Raw genomic sequence first — 2,082 nt, forward strand, 5'->3', positions numbered from 1 at the left:
TGTGGGAGTTGATAATCGCAAGATTCTCAGCCCCGGACTAAACTTTTACTTATTTTGTGTTTTTATCTTAGTCAACCTAAAAATACTTAAATAAGTATGAGTGACATAGTAAAAAGACACAAACCTTTGAAGTAAACCATAAAAACCCACATTAACTTTATACGGTGTTGTAAGCTGGCTTTTGATAGGCCTAATTTATAATCAATTTGATATTATTTTATTCATCAATATATTCAATAGTATGTAACTCGCTATCAAAGTTATAAATAACTTTTATCAATTTATTTTCAGCTAATTCTATATCTATGTCTAGTATATGTTTAGCCGGAGTATATATGTCAGAAATAATTACATTGAAAGATATAATATTTTTTATAGGTTTAAGTATTACTCCAATTTTTTTATGTTTTTTAACAAGTTCGATACTTGTACTAGAAAAGTAAGGGTCATAACCATTCACTATTTTATCCGCAAAAGATAGCGGTTGTTTGCTTATTGTAGAATAATAGCCAGCATTATTAGTCTCTACTAAATTATTTAACCCATCGGTTTCTATATACGTGATGTGATAATCAAATTTTTCTCCTTCTTCATTTTGATCTAATAGTGCTGTTATCTCAATAAAATAATCTTCATATGTGAATAATTCTTCTATTTCTTCTGGCATACAAGAGCTAGTGATTGTAAATAGTAAAAATCCTATAATTTTTAAATGTATTTTTTTCATAAAATATTAGTTTGAATAATAAAAAGCTTCTTTTTCATAAGGTTGAGAATAGTAACTATTATTGTGAACTTGAGTTTGATGAATGAAAGTAAATAAAAGATAATTAAAGTCTGTATAGAAATATTTATTATACATTGTTAATATCTTGCTATGCTTGTTTAAATGGTATTTTGTTTTGTTGAAATAAGCATTAAATCCTGATAAGTTCTCATACTGATAACTATGAATAATTTCATGACTCAAAATTTTATACTTCCCAAAATCCAGATTCTTTAAAATTAAAATATTATTGGTAAATGTGGTTCCGTCTGCATATCCTATATTAGGTATAAAGGATTTAACTTTAGCAGTTTTGAAAATAAAATGCCCTGTTTTAAGAGTCTCTTTAAGATCAAAACGACCGTTTAAGGAATAATAAAAAGTAGAATACAAAGACAGTGGCATTATTTTATAATTGACTTTTATTTTTTCTTTAGTAGAAATTTCGAATCGGTTAAATCCGAAAGTAAAACTCCATTTTTCAGAAAATTTATTATTCTCCGCTGCGTTTTCTATTATGGAGTTCCCCGCAGAATTTATAAGTTTCGAAGACCATGCGTAAATATAGTTTTCTTTTCTTGCAAACTCTCGAATCAACCGTTTACTCTCAAAAACTAAATAACCGCCTAAAGCACCTTCTCTAAACCCTTTAAAAAATACTTTTTTTGTGTTTTGATTCTTTTTTTTATTTAAAACCGCTCCGATCCCGCCTATAATTGCTCCAATTCCTACGTTAAAAGCACCTGAATTAAAATCATTGGTTTGGCTTTTTATATCTTGAATAGGGTAAAAAAATAAGATACATAAAATAGCGAATATTGTCTTTTTCATAGAATTTGAACATAAAAAAATAGATGTGTACACATCTATGTAAATAAATAATGGAGATAGATTTAGCAATTTCTCGCATCAAACATAATCATAAATTCGGTATTTAAATAGAGTATTAATACCTAATAAAATATCAATGGTTTTTTTGGATATTATGTTTGTCAAGAATTTTTTTCAAGAAATGAAAATGACTTTTTGTCGATTTAGTATATAATCTCACTAACTTTTTTGAGTGCTTGCTTACAACGGTTTTGTATAAGGTTAGTGTGGGAGTTGATAATCGCAAGATTCTCAGCCGAACACTAAGCTTTTACTTATTTTGTGTTTTTATCTTAGTCGACCTAAAAATAGATAAATAAGTAGAAGCGAAATAATAAAAAAACACAAACCTTTTAGCAAACCTAAAAACTCACATTAACTTTATGCGGTGTTGTAGGTAGTTTTTATTCGTTTATTTTATACAGGTCAACAATACTTTTAAGTTC

Annotated in this window: 2 protein-coding genes; both read right to left on the reverse strand. The window is 27.3% G+C overall.

All coding sequences use genetic code 11. The annotated features are described in order from the left end of the window. Nucleotides 1-217 precede the first annotated feature (217 nt). Entirely contained in the window at nt 218-727 is a 510-nt protein-coding gene (locus FGM02_RS16250) for a hypothetical protein (RefSeq protein ID WP_139959553.1), read from the reverse strand. 6 nt (nt 728-733) lie between these two features. After that, nucleotides 734-1,597, reverse strand: coding sequence for a hypothetical protein (locus FGM02_RS16255; RefSeq protein WP_139959554.1), 864 nt, complete (start codon nt 1,595-1,597; stop codon nt 734-736). Nucleotides 1,598-2,082: the final 485 nt, after the last annotated feature.

The organism is Flavicella sediminum (assembly GCF_006381105.1).
Lineage (GTDB): Bacteria > Bacteroidota > Bacteroidia > Flavobacteriales > Flavobacteriaceae > Flavicella > Flavicella sediminum.